This is a genomic window from Pseudoduganella sp. RAF53_2 (assembly GCF_052113985.1).
Classification (GTDB): Bacteria; Pseudomonadota; Gammaproteobacteria; order Burkholderiales; family Burkholderiaceae_D; genus Rugamonas.
Genome location: NZ_JBFRDW010000031.1, coordinates 1 through 18,572 on the forward strand (window position 1 = coordinate 1; position 18,572 = coordinate 18,572).

Genomic DNA, 18,572 nt, shown 5'->3' on the forward strand with positions numbered 1-18,572 from the left:
CGGTACGATCGCCCTGTACATTGGAGTGCCCACGCACCGGGCACAGTCCCGCACCGGGCTTGCCGATATTCCCGCGCATCGGTACGATCGCCCTGTACATTGGAGTGCCCACGCACCGGGCACAGTCCCGCACCGGGCTTGCCGATATTCCCGCGCATCATCATGAGATTCGACAGCATCTGGATCGCCTGCACGGAATTTTTGTGCTGGGTGAGGCCCATGCCCCAGGTGCAGATCACGCGTTCGCTGGTGGCATAGAGCAGGGTCAGTTCTTCGATTTGTTCGCGGCTGATGCCTGATTCTTCGATCAGCACATGCCAGCTTTCGTCGCGCAGGTCGCGGGCGAAATTGTGGAAGCCGACGGTGTGCTCGGCGATGAAGTCCGTATCGAGCACGCGGCTCAGACCTGCGGCCATGGCTTTGTCATCCAGTTCCACCAGGCGCTTGGCGATGGCTTTGATCAGCGCGAAGTCGCCGCCGAGTTTGGGCTGCACGAACATATTGCTGATGTGGGTGCTGCCGTTGGTGACCATCTCGCCGGGACTTTGCGGGTCCTGGAAGCGCTCCAGGCCGCGCTCCTTCAGCGGGTTGATGGAAACGATGGTGGCGCCGCGCTTCGCGCATTCACGCAGCTCGCCCATCATGCGCGGGTGATTGGTGGCGGGGTTCTGACCGAACAGCAGCAGGGTATCCGCATGTTCGAAGTCGTCCAGCGTGACGGTGCCTTTGCCGACGCCGACCGTTTGCGGCAGTCCTCGGCTGGTCGCTTCGTGGCACATATTGGAGCAGTCGGGGAAATTGTTGGTGCCGTACATGCGCACGAACAGCTGGTAGAGATAGGCGGCTTCGTTGCTGGCGCGGCCGGAAGTGTAGAAGGCGGCGCGGTTCGGATCGTCCAGTGCGTTCAGATGGCGGCCAATCAGCTTGTAGGCATCGGCCCAGGCGATGGGGACGTATTTGTCGCTGGCGCTGTCGTACACCATCGGATCGGTCAGGCGGCCATGCTGTTCCAGCTCGTAGTCGGTTTGCTCCATCAACTGCGCGACGGTGTATTTGGCGAAGAATTCGGCGCGTACGCGCTTGCTGGTCGCTTCGGCCGCCACGGCCTTCACGCCGTTTTCGCAGAATTCAAAGGTGGAGGTGTGGGCACGGTCGGGCCATGCGCAGCCGGGGCAGTCGAAGCCGTCCGGCTGGTTCTGGGAGAACAGCGTGCTCAGATTGCCTGCGCTGACGCGTTCGCGGTACAGGTTCAGGGCCACGTATTTCAGGGCTCCCCAGCCGCCGGCAGGGTTGCTGTAGGGGGAGATATGGCCTTTGGATTCGGGTTTTGCCATGATGCGCTTCCTTTCTGTTGTGCGTACCGTAAGGTTATTGGCGCTGGGTGATGCGCGGCGTGTACAGAAAGAGGCGGCGGAGGGGAGTACAGTGGACCGGGCCAGTTCGCAACTGTACTGCTGCGATATACTGGCATGGCGGATCGATGATCCGCCCTACCATGCTATGCCTATGAATCTTTACGAGACACTTGCTGCGGATATTGAGGGCCAGGTGGTGCGCGGCGTGCTGCTGGAAGGCGAGCGCCTGCCTTCCGTGCGCCAGGCCAGCCAGCATCGCTCGCTGAGTATCAGCACCGTGCTGCGCGCCTACTCGCTGCTGGAGAGCCGCGGCGTGATCGAGAGCCGTCCGCAGTCAGGCTATTTCGTGCGCCCACGTCCACGGACCACGCTGCGCAGTGCGGAGCCGGCGCCACTGGTGCTGTCGTCGGAAGTGGATGTGAGCCGGCTGGTGCTATCGACGCTGCGTACCATCCGCACCCAGGGCGCCATTCCGCTAGGCTCGCCGTATCCCGACCCCGCACCGTTCCCCTGGCCGCGCATCAGCCAGTACGCCAACGCGATTGCGCGCCGCAGCCAGGAATGGAGTGTGATGGACGATCTGCCGCCGGGGAATCCGCAGCTGATCCGCCAGATCGCGCGCCGCCATATGGAGAATGGGCTGGTGGTCGATCCTTCCGAAATCATCATCACGGTAGGCGCCACGGAAGCGATCAATATGTGCCTTCAGGCCGTGGCCAAGCCGGGCGACACCATCGCCGTCGAATCGCCGACTTTTTACGCCATGCTGCACGCGATCGAGCGCATGGGCATGCGTGCGCTGGAAATCCCGACCGATCACCGCAAGGGCATCAGCATTGAAGCGCTGCGCACGGCGCTGGCGCAGCAGCGTGTGGCGGCCTGCATGGTGATGCCGAACTTCCAGAATCCGCTGGGCTTCCAGATGCCTGACGCGCGCAAGCGCGAGCTGGTGGAGCTGCTGTCGGAGCACGACATTCCTGTGATCGAAAACGATGTCTACCACGAGCTGTATTACGGCGACACCCACCCGACCTGCCTGAAGTCGTATGACACCAAGGGCATCGTGCTGCACTGCTCATCGTTTTCCAAGAGCCTGACCGCCAATTACCGCATCGGCTGGGCGCTGCCGGGACGCTATACGGCGCAAGTGGAAAAGCTCAAGTTCCTGAACACGCTCACTACACCATCCTTGCCGCAGCTGGCGATTGCGGAGTATCTGCAAAACGATGGCTACGACCGCCACCTGCGCAAAGTCCGCAAAGGCTATGAACAGCGGGCACGGATGATGGCGGCGGCCGCGCTGCGCTTTTTCCCGGCCGGGACGGAAGTCTCGGAACCGCAGGGCGGCTACGTGCTGTGGGTGAAACTGCCCGACGGCGTGGACGCGATGCAGCTGTATTCGAAAGCGCTGGAGCGCAAGATCACGGTTGGCCCAGGCCATATGTTCTCGGCGCGCGGCAGTTACACGAACTACATCCGGCTGAATTTCAGCTATCCCTGGTCGAAAGAGATCGAGGACGCCCTGCGCACRCTGGGCAAACTGGTTGGAGAATTACTGTGAATGAGGAAGAACTGGTATCCCTGCTGGCCAGGATCGCGGAGCTGGAAGCGGAACGCCCCTGTTCGCTGGCGCGCCTGGCGAAGCAGTCGGGCAGGGCGATGAGCACTTTGCTGCGCGAGTTGTCCGTGCTGGAAGCCGCAGGTCTGGTTCAGCGCGACGGCGACAATGTGCGCATTATCCCGCCGGCTGCTTGAACTGCACCGGCCCTCAATATTTGATCGCGGGGATTTTCAGGCTGGTAAAGTCGAGCGGTATTTCCCAGGCATATGGGCGTGCCAGCCAGGCAGCCTGATTCTGGAACTTCTTGTGTTTGAGGTAGAAGCGCAGCTCTTCAAGCGTGCCATCGAGTTGGCCCTGAAGCCAGCGGAGATGTTCAGGCGGCGCGTTGGTCGACCCGCGAATCAGATCCGTTACCGCATCGGGCAGGCGATCAACGTCGGCGCGCCAGATGTCGATGGTCTTTCTTAAAAATTCCGCGTTTCGCTCGAACTTGTCGCTGACCTCTGCTGGTGTGAGCAGGGCGCTGGCAGGCTGTCGCGTTTGATCGGTTAATAGCTGATTCTGAAATTGCACGAATTTTTGAAGTGCTCCCGCAATAGGTTGGGCTAACTCGCGCACATTGTGGGCGTGCCATGGGCCTAAGCGGCGTTCGATTTCCGGACCAGCTTCGCCGAGCGCAATCAGCAGCTTATTGAGGCCTTCGACAGTCCTCAGCATTTCCTGTTTCGGGATCTCTGCATCCCATCGGCCAAGTTTCCCGATCATCTGAAACGATGTATCCGCCATCAAGCCAGCCATCTCCCGCATGTGCTTCAAGAGCTGGTCGGCTTCCGACACTTTGTCGTTCAATGCGACCAGCTTTGCTTCGACACCGAGGCCTTTGATCGATTCAAAGCGTGAAAGGCTGGAGAACGCGCACAGGAGCAAGCCCGCAGTGAAAAGCAGGCTGGCCGTCTGAAGGCGGTCATTTGCCGAAAAGTAGATTGCGATTCCGATGCAGGCAAGGCCCAGTGCGCCGAGCAGAAAGTCACGAAACTTGCCTGCCAGCTGAGTCCATTTTTGAAGCGAGACTGCCATGAATTTAGTTCTTTTGTCAGAAAAGCTAAATTTATCATATGGCAAGCAATGCTGTGGATGAAGTCTACCCGCCGGTCACCGGGGGGAAGAAGGCGATTTCGCAGTCGTGAGTCAGCTCGTGTTCGGGGCCGCGCATGCGGAAGTCGACGGAGATGCGTAGCAGGCGTTGCGTGGCAAAAGCTTCCGCCAGTGCGGGATTGCGCTCTGCCAGGCGTTCCTGCAGGTCGGCCAGCGTGATGCGTGGCTCGTCTATTTCAATTGATTCGGTACTGATGCCTGACTGCTCGCGCAGTGCGGCGAAATATCGCACTCTGAACTTCAATTCAACCTCCCACCAAAGACATGCGCACCACGCGGTGCTTGCGCGCGGCCGGGCCGCGTAATTCGGAATAACGGTCGCCGCGCGCTTGCCACAGGGCGCGTACGCGTGAAGCCAACGCACCTTCCTGCTCCTCGCCCAGCCACGGCCGCAAGTCGGTGCCTTGCTGCGCGAACAGGCAGAGATAGACCTTGCCGTCCGCCGCCACGCGAGCGCGCGTACAGTCGCCGCAGAAGGGATGAGACATGCTGGCGATGAAGCCTACGGTGCCCGCACCGTCCGCGTGGTGCCACAGTTCGGCCGTGTCGTGGCCGCGCGGCGCGATGCCGGGCAGCAGTGGCCAGGCTTGCTGCACGATGGCGCGGATGGCGTCCGCCTCCAGCACCTGCGAGGAATTCCAGCGGCTGGCGCCACCCACGTCCATGTATTCGATGAAACGCAGCTGCACGCCGCTGTAGCGGAAATGGCGCACCAGCGGCAGGATCTGGCTGTCGTTCACGCCGCGCTCGATCACGGTGTTGACCTTGACCGGCGCCAGGCCTACGCGCTGCGCCGCCTCAATGCCTTCGAGGATGCGCGCCACGGGAAAGCCGACGCCGTTCATGCGCGCCGCAAGCGCTTCATCCAGGCTGTCCAGGCTGACCGTGATGCGGCGCAGACCTGCGTCCTTCAGCGACTGCGCCTGCTTGGCCAGCAGCGAGCCATTGGTGGTGAGCGCGATATCGAGCGGCTTGCCGCTCACGGTATGCATCGCAGCCAAGTATTCGATCAGCCGTGGCAGATCCTTGCGCAGCAGCGGCTCGCCGCCGGTGATGCGGATTTTCTCCACGCCCAGGCCGACAAACACTTTCGCCAGCCGGGCCAGTTCGTCGAACGACAGGCGCTCGGACGAAGTCATGAAGGGAAAGTCCGGTCCATAACTTTCCTTCGGCATGCAATAGGGGCAGCGGAAGTTGCACTGGTCGATGACAGACAAGCGCAAATCCTTCAGGGGCCGGCCGCGGGTATCGAGAGTATCCATGGCAAAAGGATAGCGCCGGGGCGGGAGAGTACAGCAGCACAGTCACGGCTGCTAACCAGGGGTACAGAAAGAACCCAAGGCGTGAACCAGGTGGCTGCCACGGCGTGGCAGCCACCCGCTTCAGGCTGTGGGTTCAAAAAAAGCTTGCGGCGTGCCAGCAAGCGGAATATAGTAATTGTACCGTTCGGTAAATAATGTCCCAATCAGTACACTTAAGGAGAATTAACATGTCCATCCGTCCGCCCCTGCCACMTTTCACCCGTGAAACCGCTATCGAAAAAGTTCGCCTCGCCGAAAACGGCTGGAACACCCGCGACCCGGAAAAAGTCGCTCTGGCCTATACCGAAGACAGCTGGTGGCGCAACCGCGGCGAGTTCGTCCAGGGCCGCGAAGCCATCGTCGGCTTCCTCAAGCGCAAATGGACGCGTGAACTCGACTACCGCCTGATCAAGGAACTGTGGGCACATGACGGTGCGCGCATTGCCRTGCGCTTTGCCTACGAATACCGCGACGATTCCGGCCAGTGGTATCGTGCTTACGGCAATGAAAACTGGGAGTTCGACGAAAACGGCCTAATGCACCACCGTCACGCCAGCATCAATGAGCATCCAATCAAACAGGAGGATCGCAAGTTCTTCTGGGACAATAGCGGTCCGCGCCCGGCCGATCACCCGGGCCTGAGCGATTTCGGTTTTTAAGGAGTATTCATGGCGAGAGTCATCGCGGAACGGGAAGACGTGATTCCGCTGCTGGCGGAAGTGTTCCGCACCTATGGTTTCGAAGGGGCCAGTCTGGCTCGTATTACTGAAGGAACCAGGTTAGGGAAAGGCAGCATCTATCACTTCTTCCCCGGAGGCAAAGAGGAAATGGCGGCCGTCGTGCTGGAACAGATCGACGGCTGGTTCCACCAGCACGTGTTCGAACCGCTGCGCGACAATGCCGACGCTAAGCAAGGCATCGCCGCCATGTTCGACGAGGTGGGGCGCTATTTCCTGTCCGGCCGCAAAGTGTGCCTGGTGGGGGTGTTCGCCCTGGGCAACGAGCGCGACCGCTTTGCCGAGCGCGTCCGCGATTACTTTGCTGTCTGGATCGATGCGCTGGCAGAGGCACTTGTTCGGGCCGGCCATAGCAGGAAGCAAGCGCACGCATTGGCCGAAGAGGCGGTCGGTGGTATTCAGGGGGCTTTGGTGCTGTCGCGTGCATTCGATCGCACGGAAGTCTTCACTGCAACACTGGATCGACTGCGCGCGCGGCTGCTGCCGGGGCAGTAAGGGGAGATGGCGCCGGTGACTGCGATGCCGGCGCCTGGCATCGTGCGGATTTTTAGTGCACTTGTGAAGCAGTCGAGAGTTCTTTGAGTTCCCTGATGGAGAGCTCGGACTTCTCATGCATACGCAGCAGGATGGTAGCCCCCACTGCCAGCTTTCTGTGACGGATCTTGCTAATGATGGGAGGCTGAACTTCCAGCACACGGCACAACTCCGCATCATTCTTCAGGTGCATCTTCTCGATCAGGGTATCGAGTAGCTTATTCGGAACGAAGCTAGACGGTTCCAATGCTCTGGCCCGGTTCATCGCTTCGATCAATTCCAGTTTCTTTTGCCTGACGCTCATTTGCTCCTCCCTGAAGTTAACTACATGGATAGAAAGGCGAATGCTTGTCTGGCGCCACTGACTCTTGGTTGTCCCTGGCGTGGCGTATCTGTTGTAAATATGACCAAGCAAGTTAATTAAATCATACTACGGTTACAAAATTTTGCGAGGTTTTGTACAAAAAATAATCTGAGTTATTGCTCAGTCGCGTTGACAGCGTTGGATTCCCGTAATCCGGACCTTGTAAGTCTCAGTATGCGGTCAGCCATGGCGGCTGCGGCGGGGGAGTGGGTGACCATGATGGTGCAGGCGCCGCTGGCGCGGATTTCGGTTTGCAGCAGCTGGAGGATGGCGTGGGCGGTGTCCGGATCGAGGTTGCCGGTGGGTTCATCGGCCAGCACCAGGGCTGGCCGATGCACCAGGGCGCGGGCGATGGCCACGCGCTGCATCTCGCCACCGGACAGCTGGTGCGGATAATCGCGCTCGCGGCCTTTCAATCCGACAGCCGCCAGCATGTCGTCGGCCCGCTGCTGCGGCAAGCCGTTCAGCAGCAGGGGCAGGGCCACGTTCTGATGCAAGGTCAGATGCGGCAGCACGTGGAAGGCCTGGAAGATGAAGCCCATACGCTCGCGCCGCAATCTGGTGGCGGCATCGTCGTCCAGCGCGGACATGGCCACGCCGTCGACGATGATGGGCGAGGCCTCGCCGGGATCGGGCTGGTCGAGGCCCGCGATCAGATTCAGCAAAGTGGACTTGCCCACGCCCGAATCGCCCATGATGGCGACGAATTCGCCGGGAGCGAAAGTCCAGTTGACCCGGTCCAGGACCGGATGACCGGAGGCGTAAGTCTTACTGAGGTTGCGCAGTTCGAGCATGGCTTAACGTGTAAGGCCGCGGCGCATGGCAAAGCTCAGCGCATCGACCAGGGCCACCAGCAGCAGCATGGCCAGCACCACGCTGGCGGCGCGCTGCATCTGGAACAGGGACAGGTGGTATTTCAGCATCTGCCCCAGGCCACCCGCGCCCACCACGCCCAGAATGGCCGCGGCGCGGATATTGTTCTCCCAGCGGTACAGCGTGTACGACAGCATCTGCGGCAGGGTTTGCGGCAAGGTCGCATAGAAGAAGGCCGCCATCGGCGAGGCGCCATTGGTGCGCAGGCTTTGTTCCGGCAGTGGCGCTGCGTTTTCCAGCGCATCCGCGAACAGGCGTCCCAGCACGCCGGTGGTGTGCGCGGCCAGTGCCAGCGTGCCGGCGAACGGTCCCAGTCCCGCTGCGATCAGCAGGATGGCGCCCCACACCAGTTCAGGAATCGAGCGCAACACGTTCAGCAAGGCGCGCACTGCTGAACGTGCGGCGCGTCCGAAGCGGCCGGCGCCGGGAATGGCCAGTAGCAGTCCGCCCGCTACAGCCAGCAACGTGCCAAGGGCCGACATGGCCAGCGTTTCGCCTGTGGCGAGAGCGACTTTGCGTACAAAGCCGCTGCCCGATTCGGGCGGGAAGAAGCCGTGGACGAATTCGGCCATGCTGTGCAGTGCATCCGCCGTGAAGAATTCGCCGAACTTCAGCGACAGCGAAGCAAAGCTGGCGATGATCAACGCCACGAGCGCCAGGCCGAACACCAGGCCCGACCAATTGCGCGGCGGTGGAGAAGGCATATGGCTCATCCCAGCCTCCGGCGCAGGTAGCGCGAAATCACATCAGCGATGGCGACCAGCAGAACGAAAATGATCAGCATGGACGAGACTTCGTCGCCCGCCAGCATCTTCATCGATTCGTCCATGCGCTGGCCCAAACCGCCTGCGCCCACGAAGCCCATTACCACTGAGCCGCGAATCGCGCACTCCCAGCGGTACACCGTGTAGGACACGAGTTCAGCCGCCGATTCCGGCAGCGCGCCAAACAGAAACGCGGCCAGCCGGCTGCTGCCGTTCTGCAGCAGCGTGTCGCTGGCATGGCGGTCGGACGATTCGAGAATCTCCGCATACACCTTGCCCAGCATGCCGCAATAGGTGAGGGCGATCGCCAGCACCCCCGCAGTAGGACCGAGGCCGATAATGCGCACGAACAGCAGCGCCCACACCAGTTCGGGGACACTGCGCAACAGGATGAGCAGCCAGCGCACCAGTTGGCGCAATGCGCGCGAGACAAAGGCCATGCGGCCGGTGCCCAGGCGCGAAATGGACAGGCGCTCAGTAACGATCAGGGTGGCGGGAATGGCGCCCAGCATGGCCAGCGTCAGGCCGCTGGTGGCGATGGCGACGGTCTTCCACGTCTCCGTCACCAGCATTTCCAGGAATTCCGCCGAATGGGCCGGCGGCACGAAAGCGGCGAGGAAGTGCAGCGTCGCCTGCAGGCTTTGCATGTCGAACAGAATCGACGGATGGAATTCGCTGGCCACGACCATGGGCCACAACAGCACAATAGCCAGCAAGGTGCACATCACCCGGCCGCGCCAGGCCGGATCGTGGTGCTGCACTACCTGCATGCGCTCACCGCCAGCTTGGAGGACAGGTCCTGCTCGATGAACAGATTGTCCGACGCCTGCTCGCCCTGATACAGCTCGTCGATCATGGCTTGCGTGACTTGCGCACGCGGCAGGTCGAATACGATGCGGCCCTGTTTCAGCGCGACGATGCGCGGGAAGTGGGCCAGTGCCATGTCCACCTGATGCAGATTACACACGAACAGCGCCTTGCGCTCCGTGGCTTCCTGCTGCAAGGTGGTGATGGCTAATTGGGACAAGGCCGGGTCCAGTGCGGACAGCGGTTCGTCGACCAGCAGCACTTCAGCGGACGACAGCAGCAGGCGCGCCAGGCCGCAGCGCTGGCGCTCGCCGCCGGACAGGCGATCGACACGGCTATACAACTTGTCGCCCAGATTGAAACGGGACAGTGCGCGGTAAGCCGCATCCGGATCGGTGGGCTTCACCAGCGACACCAGCGATTGCCACAAGCTCCAATGCGGCAGACGTGCCGCCAGCACGGCCGTCACCACACGCTGGCGCGGCGGCAGCGGCGGCGTCTGCGGCGCCAGGAACAGGCGCGAACGCAGTGCGTGGCGCGCGGCGTCGCCCAGCTGCCAGGGCTCGGCGCCAAACGCTTCAAAGCTGCCCGACTCCGGCTTGTGGGCCAGAGCCAGCAGCGAGAGGAGGGTAGTCTTGCCGGCGCCCGAAGGGCCGATTACTGCCACGTGCTCCGCAGGATCGAAGCGCAGGTTCAAGTCCTGCAGCGCATAGTCCCGCGTGCCGCCGCTGTGGCGCGCCGACAGATTCTGCAGGCGGTACAGCGGCGCGTTATTACCGGATTGCGTCATTGATTACTTCTGCAGCAGGCCTGCATTCTTGGCGGCGGCTTCGATGTTCACGTAGTTCTCGGCCTTGGTTGGAATGAACTTGGTGGCGCGTTGCAGTTCCAGGATGGTTTTGCCTTCAGGCGTGCTGCTGTCCAGGGACAAGAAAGCGTCGGTGATTTTCTTCTTCAGTTCCGCCGGCATGTCGGCACGCACGGACCAGTTGTAGTCGAAGTAAGGCGGGGTGGTGTAGAACACGTGCACCGCGCTGGTGTCCACCTTCTTCTGCTCGACCAGCTTCTCCCACACGGAGATGTTCAGCGCACCGGCATCGACCTTGCCGCCTGCCACCGCAGCCACGGTGGCGTCATGCGCGCCGGAGAAAGCGATGCGTTTCAAGTCGGTGTCCGGATCGATCTTGGCGGCCAGCAGGAAGTGGCGCGGCATCAGGTGGCCGGAGGTCGAGGACTCGGAACCGAAGCTCAGCGTCTTGCCCTTCAGGTCAGCCAGGCTGGTGATGCTCTTCGACGTGGTGACGAACACGGAGCGGAACTTCTCGTCTTCCACGCGCTGCACCAGCGGCACCACATTGCCTTTGCTGCGGTCCTTGGCCTGTACGAAGGTGAAGCCGCCGAACCAGACCATGTCCAGCTTATGGTTGATCAGGCCTTCAACCGAAGCGGCGTAATCGGTCACCGGGGTGAACTCGACCTTCATGTTGAGCTTCTTCTCCAGATACTCGCCCAGCGGTTTGAACTTGCGTTGCAGCTCGGTTGGCGCTTCATCAGGGATGGCGGAAACACGCAGCACTTGCTGCGCCTGGCTATGTGCGGCGGCGAACATCACGCTGGCAGCCAGCAGGGTTTTCAGGGCACGTTTGGGAGAGAAGGTCATTTTAAGGTCCTTATTGTTAGTGGCACGCACGGCAAAGGTACCGCGGCACCTGATCTTGGATATTCAGCTATCATAACAAAAATGTCATCGGAGCTTTTGCTATGACCTTGTCCCGTTCTGCAGCGATCCGCGTGGTTGCGCCCAAAGTGAGCAATGAGCCGGTGGGGAAAGCCCACGGCGATAGCTCGACCATTGCCGAGATCAGTGCGGGCCTGCTGGCGCCGCAAGCATCGGTGTCGCCCAAATACTTCTACGACAGCCTGGGGTCCAAGCTGTTCGAGGCGATTACCGAGTTGCCGGAATATTATCCAACGCGCACCGAAGCCTCGATTTTTGCGCAGCACGCGGCGGACATGGCGACCCATACCGGCCCCGGCATGACCTTGCTCGACCTTGGCGCCGGCAATTGCGCGAAGGCGGCCAGTCTGTTTCCGCTGCTCCAGCCGGCGCATTATGTGCCGATCGATATTTCACGCGATTTTCTCAATGGCGCTGTCGAGCGCCTGCGCGATCGCTTCCCCCAGATTGAAATGACGCCGCTGGCGCTGGACTTGTCCGGTCCCTTCGCCTTGCCGCCGGAAGTGGGGGCCGAGCGCCGCCAGTTTTTCTATCCCGGTTCTTCGATCGGCAACTTCACGCYGCATGAGGCGATCCGCTTCCTGCGCCATGTGCGCGAGAACACCGGCAGTGATGGCGGTCTGCTGATCGGCGTCGACCTGGTCAAGGACCATGCCGTGCTGAACGCGGCCTACGACGATCCGATCGGCGTCACCGGCGCCTTCAACCTGAACATGCTGCGCCACCTGAATCACTTGGCTGGTGCGAATTTCGACGTGACCCTGTGGTGCCACGTGGCCTTCTTCAATGCCGAGGAGAGCCGCATCGAGATGCACGTGGAGGCGCTGGCAGCACACACGGTGCGCTGGTCCGGCGGTGAACGCGAGTTCTCGCGCGGCGAGCGCATTCATACCGAAAACAGCTACAAATACACCATCGAAGGATTCAAGGCCTTGCTGAGCGAGGCCGGCTTCCGTGTGGATGGCGTGTGGACCGATGCAGCGCAATGGTTCGCCGTCATGCACGCCCGCGTAGCGACCGAATAAGAGGGGAATTCCCATGCACATGCACGATGCGGGCCTGTGGTCCGCGCGTTTTCAGACCGTCCGTGCCGCCTCGCTGGCGCTGGCTGAACCACTCTCCGATGAAGACTGTTGTGCGCAATCGATGCCGGACGCGAGTCCCATCAAATGGCATCTGGCGCACACCACCTGGTTCTTCGAGACCTTTATCCTCGAACGCCGTGAAGCCCATTTCAAGCCTTTCCATCCGGCCTTCCGCGTGCTGTTCAATTCCTATTACAACGGCGTGGGCGAGAAGCATCCGCGCCCGCAGCGCGGCTTGCTGACGCGGCCTTCGATGGCTGAGGTACGCGCTTATCGCGCCAATGTCGATGAGCGCATGGCGGTGCTGATCAGCGCCGGCATCGATGCGGAGCTGGCGTCGCTGATTACGTTGGGGTTGCAGCATGAGCAGCAGCACCAGGAACTCATGCTGACCGATGTAAAGCATCTGCTGGCGCAGAATCCGCTGATGCCGGCCTACCGTGCCGACGCCGCGTCCGCGCCTGTGCCAGCGGGGCCAATGGGCTGGCAAGCGTATGAAGGAGGTTTGTCGAACATCGGCTACGGCGGCGACGGCTTCTGCTTTGACAACGAGCTGCCGCGCCACCGTGCATATGTGGCGCCGTTCGAACTGTCCTCGCGGCTGGTGAGCAATGGCGAATACCTGGCCTTCGTGGAAGCGGGCGGATATCGCGATCCGTCGCTATGGCTGGCGGAAGGCTGGGACTGGGTCAACACACAGCGCCTGTCTGCGCCGATTTACTGGCAACCGGTGGACGGCCGCTGGCACGAATTCACCTTGCACGGCCTGGCGCCACTGGATGTCCACGCGCCCGCCACTCATATCTCCATGTTCGAAGCCGACGCCTACGCCCGCTGGGCCGGAGTTCGCCTGCCAACGGAAGCCGAGTGGGAAGTGGCCAGCGCCGACGAAAGCCTGCGCCAGATGTTCGGCCACTGCTGGCAATGGACCAGCAGCAGCTACGCGCCATATCCCGGCTACCGTCCCGCCGAAGGCGCGCTGGGCGAGTACAACGGCAAGTTCATGGTGAACCAGTACGTGCTGCGCGGGTCCTCGCAAGCTACGCCCTCCGGCCACGCCCGCGCCAGCTACCGCAACTTCTTCCCCGCCACCGCACGCTGGCAGTTCACGGGCATCAGGCTGGCGCGCTAAGCCGCGCCGCGCTGCTGGCGTTATTAGCCATGACGCGCCGTTGCTGAGCATCGCCAGCCAGGCGGAACTGGCTGACCAATTGCTCAAGGGAGTCGGCCTGTTCGTGCATGGCCGATGCCGCTGCGGCGGCTTCTTCGACGAGGGCCGCGTTCTGCTGCGTGGTTTCATCCATCTGGGTAATGGCCACGTTGACCTGTTCGATACCGTCGGACTGCTCTGATGTGGCGAGTGTGATCTCGCGCACCACGGCTGTTACGCGCTCGACGGATGCCACCACGTCGTCCATCGTGCTGCCGGCCTGCTGCACCAGGCGCGCGCCGGCGTCCACCTGTTCGACTGAATCGGCGATCAGCGCCTTGATTTCTTTGGCGGCTTCGGCTGAGCGGGCGGCGAGGCTGCGCACTTCGCCCGCCACGACAGCGAAGCCGCGTCCCTGTTCGCCGGCGCGCGCCGCTTCGACGGCGGCGTTCAGGGCGAGCAGATTGGTCTGGAAGGCGATGCCGTCGATAACCGAGATGATGTCCACCACGCGGCGCGAGGAATCGTTGATTGAGCCCATGGTGGCCACGACTTGCGACACCACTTCGCCGCCGCGCTGCGCCACTTCCGAGGCGGAACGCGCCAGTTGATTGGCCTGGCGTGCGTTGTCCGCATTCTGGCGCACGGTGGACGTCAATTCTTCCATCGACGATGCCGTTTCCTCCAGCGCGCTGGCTTGGGTTTCGGTGCGGGAGGAGAGGTCCATATTCCCGCTGGCGATCTGGCTCGATGCCGACGCAATCGCCACCGTGCCATGCCGCACGCGCCCGACGATATTGGACAGGCTGTGGTTCATGTCGCGCAAGGCCTGCAGTAGCTGGCCCGCTTCATCGTGGTGTTGCGCGTGAATGTCGCTGGTCAGATCGCCCGACGCCACGGCGCGCGCCACTTTCAGCGCATGCGAAATCGGCTGCGTGATGGAGCGCGTGACCCACCACGCGCAGGCGGCGCCCATCAGCAAAGCGGAGATGCCCAGGCCGACCATCAGCTGCCGCGCCATTGAAATGTCCTGCATTACGAGGGCGCCGTGTTCCGTGACCAGTTTCGATTGGATGTCGGCCATGCGTTCGACGCTGGTTTGCAGTGCGGTCAAACGCGGCATGGTGTCGGACATGGCCATCTGCGTCGCCTGCTCACGCTGGCCTGCGTCCAGCAAGGCCAGAACCTTGGTGAAGGACTGGACATAGGCCACGCGCTCGCTGCGGATCTGTACCATCAGCACTTTGGCTTCGGGCCGGTAAATCAGCTTCTCCAGCGTATCGAGCGCCTTGCTGATGATGGCTTTGTTGGTATCGAGCTGGCGCTTCAGTTCCGCGGCGTGGGCGGCATCAGCGCTGACCAGCAGCTCCATGACGATGGCGCTGTTGGCGCGTGTGGTGGTGGCGACGGTGGACGCGGCACGTGCCTTGATCCAGTCCTTTTCGATGATGGTGTCGGTCAGATCGCCGATGCTGCTTAGCCGCTGCTGCCCGACGACGATCAACATCGTCATCAGAACGAAGACTACTGCGAAACACAAGCCAAGCCGAATGCCAATCTTCAGGTTCGCTACGCGCATGACGTCCCCCTTTCGCTGATAATTCAGTATAAACAAGCGCCGCTCCATGCTGGCAGCGGCGCTGTTGGGGCAGGGGAGCGGGCTCGCTCCCAGAGTGAAGAAGGCGCTTAGGCGGCTACTTGCGATGAGCTAGCCGACGCTGCGGCCCTGGCCTTCAGCTGACGGTTCACGGCGCTCAGTACGGCCTTGAAGGAGGCGGTGACGATATTGCTGTCGATGCCCGCACCAAACAGGGTAGGGCCGTTATCCAGGCGCAGCTCGACGTAGCAGGCCGCCTTGGCATTGGCGCCGTGGCCGATGGCGTGTTCGTGGTAGTCCATCAGCTTCACGTCCAGACCCAGCGCATCGACGAAGGCGTCGATCGGACCGTTGCCCCCGCCCTGCAGGGACATTGGCGCCTTGTTGTGGACCAGCGAGATATCGATCTGCACCGGCTCATCGCTGCTGGTGTCCTCGACCATCTTGTGCGCGCCGTAAGCGTAAGGCGTGTTCTGAGTCAGGTACTCCTTCTCAAAGATTTCGTAGATGCCGGCGGCGGTGATTTCCAGGCCGGTCTGGTCGGCGACAGCCTGCACGGCGCGGCTGAATTCAATCTGCAGGCGGCGTGGCAGTTCGAGGCCGTAGTCCTGCTCCAGCAGATAGGCCATGCCGCCTTTGCCGGACTGGCTGTTCACGCGGATCACCGCATCGTAGCTGCGGCCCACGTCCTGCGGGTCGATCGGCAGATAGGGGATCTCCCATGGCGCGCCTTCCTGCTGCTTGGCGAAGCCCTTCTTGATCGCATCCTGGTGCGAGCCGGAGAAGGCGGTGAACACCAGATCGCCGACATACGGATGGCGTGGATGCACTGGCAGCTGATTGCACTCTTCGACCACTTTGCGCACGGAGTCGATGTCCGAGAAGTCCAGGCCGGGATGCACGCCCTGCGTGTACAGGTTCAAGGCCAGCGTGACCAGGTCCACGTTGCCGGTACGTTCGCCATTGCCGAACAGGCAGCCTTCCACGCGCTCGGCGCCCGCCATCACGGCCATTTCTGCGGCAGCGATGCCGGTACCGCGGTCGTTATGCGGGTGCACGGAGATGATGATGGAATCGCGGCGCTCCAGCTTGCGCGACATCCATTCGATCTGGTCGGCGTACACGTTCGGGGTGGAGCATTCCACGGTAGCCGGCAGGTTGACGATCATCTTCTTGTTCGGCGTCGGCTGCCAGACGGCGGAGACGGCGTCCACGATGTGCTTGGCAAAGTCCAGCTCCGTGGTGGAGAAGGATTCCGGCGTGTATTCGTAGGTCCAGTCGGTTTCCGGGTGCTGGGCCAAGAGCTCTTTCACCAGCTTGGTGCCGTCGGTCGCGATCTTCGTGATTTCTTCGCGGCTCGCGCCGAACACCACTTTGCGGAACACCGGCGCGGTGGAGTTATACATGTGCACGATGGCGCGCTTGGCGCCGATGCAGGATTCCACGGTGCGGCGAATCAATTCTTCGCGCGCCTGCGTCAGCACGATGATGGTCACGTCGTCCGGAATACGGTTTTCCTCAATCAGCTTGCGCACGAAGTCGAAGTCCGTCTGCGATGCGGAAGGGAAGCCCACTTCGATTTCCTTCAGGCCGACCTTGATCAGCAGATCGAAGAACTTCAGCTTCTTTTCCACGCTCATTGGCTCGATCAGCGCCTGGTTACCATCGCGCAGGTCAGTGCTCATCCAGATTGGCGGCGTGTCGATGGTCTTGTTCGGCCAGGTCCGGTCGTTCGAGTCGATGGTCGGGTAAGGGCGGTATTTCGCAGCTGGGTTCTGCAGCATCATGGCTTGGTACTCCTGTGTTCTTCGAATTCGGGAAAGTTGGACGATGTGGCGATTGGGCTGCCTGATGGGCCACGGGACGCTAGACCAGGCAACCGGTCGGTAGCAGTAGCGGTGGTGCGGGCAGCGGACGATAAGCCTTGGTGGACATCGGTACAAACTTTCCTGGATTTTTTTGAACTTTGCCGGCTTGTGGCCGACGCAGGGTGCAGCAGGGGAAAATCAGGCGCGTGCTAGTAGTAGCGCCTCGGATAGGGCGCTTAGCAGGAAAGCGGATAGGTGCAGATGCGTGAACATGTTGACCAATGTAAGTGAGCCGGTTCCGGGCTGTCAAGGAAATTTTGCAGCGCCGCAAATCGATATATTCGCGCTTTCGGATGCTAGAATACGCCACTGATCGAGGATAAATCGTCTATGGATAAGATTGACCGAGAAATAATCGAGCATTTGCGCGACGATGCGAGGATAAGTTTTAAGGATTTAGGCGAGCGCGTCCGCCTCAGCGCCAACACGGTGGCCGATCGCGTGCGCCGATTGGTGGCGGATGGCGTCGTGCGCGGCTTCGAGGCGAGCATCGATCCCGCCGCGCTCGGGCTGCACCTGCAAGCCTATATCGACGTGAAGCTGAAGGCCGGCACCAATACCCACGAATTCGAGGCCCTGGTGCAAAACATCCCCGGTGTGCTTGAAGTGGCGCTCTTGACGGGTAATTATGACGGCTTGCTGCGCGTGGCCTGCCGCGACCAGGCCCATTTGCTGCGCCTGATCGACGCCCTGCGCGAGGCGGGCGTGCAGGACACCTATAGCCGCGTGATCCTGCACCAGACACCCGTGCGCGCGCCGCTGGCTTGACAAAGGAATCTTGATGCAAAAACTAAATGCAGAATTAAAAAGGCTGTATCCGTCCACGCCTGAGGGCACAACGCGAGTCATCACTTTGACGTTCAAGAAACTGGCCAACGATGGCGACGATGGTCACTGGCAGCGTTTGTGCGCAGTGGCGAACGCCTTACAGGCCGATCTTGGTTTGCCTGCGCCAGCCGTGAGCATCTCCGGTGAGAATGCTTTTGGTCTATGGCTTTCCCTGGAGACGCCAGCGCCCGCGGTGGAAGCAGAGGAATTTGCGCGGCTACTGTGCGCCGACGCTGCAAGCGTGCAGGCCGCACTGCCGCCTGTCCTGAATCCATCCAGTGGCAAGTGGGCGGCGTTTATTCATCCAGGCATGGGCGCTTCGTTTGCTGGCGATGAAGGGTTGGATGTGCAGCCGCCGGAAGCAGGGCAGGTGGGCTTGCTGGAGGGATTGCAAAGCATAGGTGCCTCGCAATTTGCACAGGCATTGGATCAGTTGCGACAGCCCGCAGCCGGCGCTGCGCGGTCGCCAGAAGTGACTGTGGCGGCTGGCGTTGCGCCAGAAGGATTGTTGCTGAAGGATGCGACGCTGGAGGACATCGTCACCTACCTCCATTCGAAAAATATCGAGCCAACGTTCCGCTTCCTATCTCCGCGGAGTGGTTCGTAGCGGTCCCATTGATGCGCCTGAGGGCGCTTCCACCTCTCAGGTTGCCGGCCGCTCGAGATTTAGAGTCGAATCCTTCGGCACCCAACATAACCATGCAGTACGCTAAACGAGAACGTATGCGGTAGTCCGTTCCCGCCCGAGACTGTGTGAAAACATGGCCTCAATGTAAACGAGATGGTTCCTGAAGCGTTATCACTTCAACGCATGCACTCAGGAGGCCGGGATGAAGCGGTATGTCGAGGGAGCAG

The 18,572-nt window shown here is 61.4% G+C and carries 20 protein-coding genes; 8 read left to right on the forward strand and 12 right to left on the reverse strand.

The window, feature by feature from the left end; all coding sequences use genetic code 11:
* A partial coding sequence (locus AB4Z11_RS03510; RefSeq protein ID WP_442022818.1) for a molybdopterin-dependent oxidoreductase occupies positions 1-1,334 on the reverse strand: 1,334 nt, incomplete at its 3' end.
* 172 nt (positions 1,335-1,506) lie between these two features.
* Here AB4Z11_RS03510 and AB4Z11_RS03515 point away from each other — a divergent pair.
* Positions 1,507-2,916: an aminotransferase-like domain-containing protein gene (locus AB4Z11_RS03515; RefSeq protein WP_442022819.1), complete on the forward strand. Its 1,410-nt coding sequence runs from the start codon at positions 1,507-1,509 to the stop codon at positions 2,914-2,916.
* The gene (locus tag AB4Z11_RS03520) at positions 2,913-3,110 is read left to right on the forward strand and encodes an HVO_A0114 family putative DNA-binding protein (RefSeq protein WP_442022820.1); all 198 of its coding nucleotides are present in this window, start codon (positions 2,913-2,915) and stop codon (positions 3,108-3,110) included. The genes AB4Z11_RS03515 and AB4Z11_RS03520 overlap by 4 nt, the downstream gene beginning before the upstream one ends.
* A gap of 13 nt (positions 3,111-3,123) precedes the next feature.
* Here AB4Z11_RS03520 and AB4Z11_RS03525 read toward each other — a convergent pair whose 3' ends face one another.
* From AB4Z11_RS03525 to moaA, 3 genes are all read right to left on the reverse strand, one after another.
* Positions 3,124-3,993, reverse strand: a complete 870-nt coding sequence (locus tag AB4Z11_RS03525; RefSeq protein ID WP_442022821.1) for a hypothetical protein — start codon at positions 3,991-3,993, stop codon at positions 3,124-3,126.
* 64 nt (positions 3,994-4,057) lie between these two features.
* Positions 4,058-4,303 carry a MoaD/ThiS family protein gene (locus AB4Z11_RS03530; RefSeq protein ID WP_442022822.1) on the reverse strand — a complete coding sequence of 82 codons (246 nt, stop codon included), beginning with the start codon at positions 4,301-4,303 and terminating at the stop codon, positions 4,058-4,060.
* A 13-nt stretch (positions 4,304-4,316) separates the two neighbouring features.
* Positions 4,317-5,333: a GTP 3',8-cyclase MoaA gene (gene moaA, locus AB4Z11_RS03535; protein ID WP_442022823.1), complete on the reverse strand. Its 1,017-nt coding sequence runs from the start codon at positions 5,331-5,333 to the stop codon at positions 4,317-4,319.
* 227 nt (positions 5,334-5,560) lie between these two features.
* On the opposite strand from moaA, the gene AB4Z11_RS03540 reads away from it, so the two are divergent.
* Both AB4Z11_RS03540 and AB4Z11_RS03545 read left to right on the forward strand, forming a co-directional pair.
* Positions 5,561-6,031, forward strand: coding sequence for a nuclear transport factor 2 family protein (locus AB4Z11_RS03540; protein WP_442022824.1), 471 nt, complete (start codon positions 5,561-5,563; stop codon positions 6,029-6,031).
* Positions 6,032-6,040: 9 nt separating this feature from the next.
* Entirely contained in the window at positions 6,041-6,604 is a 564-nt protein-coding gene (locus AB4Z11_RS03545; protein ID WP_442022825.1) for a TetR/AcrR family transcriptional regulator, read from the forward strand.
* Positions 6,605-6,656: 52 nt separating this feature from the next.
* Here the strand turns inward: AB4Z11_RS03545 and AB4Z11_RS03550 are convergent, their stop codons facing one another.
* The 6 genes from AB4Z11_RS03550 to AB4Z11_RS03575 form a co-directional block, all read right to left on the reverse strand.
* Positions 6,657-6,947: a hypothetical protein gene (locus AB4Z11_RS03550; RefSeq protein WP_395407214.1), complete on the reverse strand. Its 291-nt coding sequence runs from the start codon at positions 6,945-6,947 to the stop codon at positions 6,657-6,659.
* Between the two features lie 173 nt (positions 6,948-7,120).
* Positions 7,121-7,801 (reverse strand): ABC transporter ATP-binding protein, encoded by a 681-nt coding sequence (locus AB4Z11_RS03555; RefSeq protein WP_442022826.1) that lies wholly within the window; start codon positions 7,799-7,801, stop codon positions 7,121-7,123.
* Positions 7,802-7,804: 3 nt separating this feature from the next.
* Positions 7,805-8,593 carry a phosphonate ABC transporter, permease protein PhnE gene (gene phnE / locus AB4Z11_RS03560; protein WP_442022827.1) on the reverse strand — a complete coding sequence of 263 codons (789 nt, stop codon included), beginning with the start codon at positions 8,591-8,593 and terminating at the stop codon, positions 7,805-7,807.
* Positions 8,590-9,414 (reverse strand): PhnE/PtxC family ABC transporter permease, encoded by an 825-nt coding sequence (locus AB4Z11_RS03565; protein ID WP_442022828.1) that lies wholly within the window; start codon positions 9,412-9,414, stop codon positions 8,590-8,592. The genes phnE and AB4Z11_RS03565 overlap by 4 nt, the downstream gene beginning before the upstream one ends.
* Complete coding sequence (locus AB4Z11_RS03570; RefSeq protein ID WP_442022829.1) at positions 9,405-10,241, reverse strand: phosphonate ABC transporter ATP-binding protein; 837 nt, start codon at positions 10,239-10,241, stop codon at positions 9,405-9,407. The genes AB4Z11_RS03565 and AB4Z11_RS03570 overlap by 10 nt, the downstream gene beginning before the upstream one ends.
* Before the next feature lie 3 nt (positions 10,242-10,244).
* Positions 10,245-11,111, reverse strand: a complete 867-nt coding sequence (locus AB4Z11_RS03575; RefSeq protein WP_442022830.1) for a putative selenate ABC transporter substrate-binding protein — start codon at positions 11,109-11,111, stop codon at positions 10,245-10,247.
* Positions 11,112-11,212: 101 nt separating this feature from the next.
* Here AB4Z11_RS03575 and egtD point away from each other — a divergent pair, with 101 nt between their 5' ends.
* Positions 11,213-12,214, forward strand: coding sequence for an L-histidine N(alpha)-methyltransferase (gene egtD / locus AB4Z11_RS03580; protein ID WP_442022831.1), 1,002 nt, complete (start codon positions 11,213-11,215; stop codon positions 12,212-12,214).
* Between the two features lie 13 nt (positions 12,215-12,227).
* Positions 12,228-13,406, forward strand: a complete 1,179-nt coding sequence (egtB, locus tag AB4Z11_RS03585) for an ergothioneine biosynthesis protein EgtB (protein WP_442022832.1) — start codon at positions 12,228-12,230, stop codon at positions 13,404-13,406.
* On the opposite strand, the gene AB4Z11_RS03590 is transcribed toward egtB, so the two are convergent.
* Together AB4Z11_RS03590 and leuA are read right to left on the reverse strand one after the other, a co-directional pair.
* Positions 13,390-15,003, reverse strand: a complete 1,614-nt coding sequence (locus tag AB4Z11_RS03590) for a methyl-accepting chemotaxis protein (protein ID WP_442022833.1) — start codon at positions 15,001-15,003, stop codon at positions 13,390-13,392. The genes egtB and AB4Z11_RS03590 overlap by 17 nt on opposite strands.
* Before the next feature lie 107 nt (positions 15,004-15,110).
* Complete coding sequence (gene leuA / locus AB4Z11_RS03595) at positions 15,111-16,808, reverse strand: 2-isopropylmalate synthase (RefSeq protein WP_442022834.1); 1,698 nt, start codon at positions 16,806-16,808, stop codon at positions 15,111-15,113.
* A 411-nt stretch (positions 16,809-17,219) separates the two neighbouring features.
* Here leuA and AB4Z11_RS03600 point away from each other — a divergent pair, with 411 nt between their 5' ends.
* Together AB4Z11_RS03600 and AB4Z11_RS03605 are read left to right on the forward strand one after the other, a co-directional pair.
* Complete coding sequence (locus AB4Z11_RS03600; protein ID WP_442022835.1) at positions 17,220-17,657, forward strand: Lrp/AsnC family transcriptional regulator; 438 nt, start codon at positions 17,220-17,222, stop codon at positions 17,655-17,657.
* Positions 17,658-17,670: 13 nt separating this feature from the next.
* Positions 17,671-18,324, forward strand: coding sequence for a hypothetical protein (locus AB4Z11_RS03605; protein WP_442022836.1), 654 nt, complete (start codon positions 17,671-17,673; stop codon positions 18,322-18,324).
* Positions 18,325-18,572: the final 248 nt, after the last annotated feature.

Bases quoted from the DNA above. Each gene is read 5' to 3' on its own strand.
- AB4Z11_RS03525 (WP_442022821.1), bottom strand. From the start codon at position 3,993: ATGGCAGTCTCGCTTCAAAAATGGACTCAGCTGGCAGGCAAGTTTCGT.
- moaA (WP_442022823.1), bottom strand. From the start codon at position 5,333: ATGGATACTCTCGATACCCGCGGCCGGCCCCTGAAGGATTTGCGCTTG.
- AB4Z11_RS03545 (WP_442022825.1), top strand. From the start codon at position 6,041: ATGGCGAGAGTCATCGCGGAACGGGAAGACGTGATTCCGCTGCTGGCG.
- AB4Z11_RS03550 (WP_395407214.1), bottom strand. From the start codon at position 6,947: ATGAGCGTCAGGCAAAAGAAACTGGAATTGATCGAAGCGATGAACCGG.
- AB4Z11_RS03555 (WP_442022826.1), bottom strand. From the start codon at position 7,801: ATGCTCGAACTGCGCAACCTCAGTAAGACTTACGCCTCCGGTCATCCG.
- phnE (WP_442022827.1), bottom strand. From the start codon at position 8,593: ATGAGCCATATGCCTTCTCCACCGCCGCGCAATTGGTCGGGCCTGGTG.
- AB4Z11_RS03565 (WP_442022828.1), bottom strand. From the start codon at position 9,414: ATGCAGGTAGTGCAGCACCACGATCCGGCCTGGCGCGGCCGGGTGATG.
- AB4Z11_RS03570 (WP_442022829.1), bottom strand. From the start codon at position 10,241: ATGACGCAATCCGGTAATAACGCGCCGCTGTACCGCCTGCAGAATCTG.
- AB4Z11_RS03575 (WP_442022830.1), bottom strand. From the start codon at position 11,111: ATGACCTTCTCTCCCAAACGTGCCCTGAAAACCCTGCTGGCTGCCAGC.
- egtB (WP_442022832.1), top strand. From the start codon at position 12,228: ATGCACATGCACGATGCGGGCCTGTGGTCCGCGCGTTTTCAGACCGTC.
- AB4Z11_RS03590 (WP_442022833.1), bottom strand. From the start codon at position 15,003: ATGCGCGTAGCGAACCTGAAGATTGGCATTCGGCTTGGCTTGTGTTTC.
- leuA (WP_442022834.1), bottom strand. From the start codon at position 16,808: ATGATGCTGCAGAACCCAGCTGCGAAATACCGCCCTTACCCGACCATC.
- AB4Z11_RS03600 (WP_442022835.1), top strand. From the start codon at position 17,220: ATGGATAAGATTGACCGAGAAATAATCGAGCATTTGCGCGACGATGCG.
- AB4Z11_RS03605 (WP_442022836.1), top strand. From the start codon at position 17,671: ATGCAAAAACTAAATGCAGAATTAAAAAGGCTGTATCCGTCCACGCCT.